Source organism: Vibrio sp. 10N.222.49.C9 (assembly GCF_041474985.1).
GTDB lineage: Bacteria > Pseudomonadota > Gammaproteobacteria > Enterobacterales > Vibrionaceae > Vibrio > Vibrio crassostreae_C.
In genome coordinates this window covers 1-324 of the sequence record NZ_JBFRVD010000377.1, presented here as the reverse complement: position 1 = coordinate 324, position 324 = coordinate 1, and the positions used below count along the sequence as shown (strand labels likewise).

Below are 324 nucleotides of genomic sequence, written 5' to 3'. Positions count from 1 at the left end.
CTGAAGTATACAAAGCAGACAACTTAGCTCTTTCTCTAGGCGGCCGTGTTGAGGCTCGTAGTGAGTTCTCTGACCAAGGTAAAGACAACCAGTTGAAAGACCAGCAAAAACAAGATGATATTTCTCGTGCTCGTCTTAACTTTGAAGCTAAGACTCAAATCACTGAAGATGTTCATGCTCGTGGTTTTGTTGAAAAAGAATTTACCAAAAACAATTCGAACGATACTCGCTACCTTTACGTTGGCGTTGGTGATGAAAATACTGAACTGCAATACGGTAAAACAGATGGCTCTCTTGGCCTAATCACTGATTACACCGATATCC

General features: G+C 41.4%; 1 protein-coding gene. It reads left to right on the top strand.

Annotated elements, in window-relative coordinates; translation table 11 throughout:
- Positions 1-324, top strand: a 324-nt coding sequence (locus AB4585_RS23585) for a porin (protein ID WP_372171198.1), incomplete at both ends; no start/stop codon positions are given.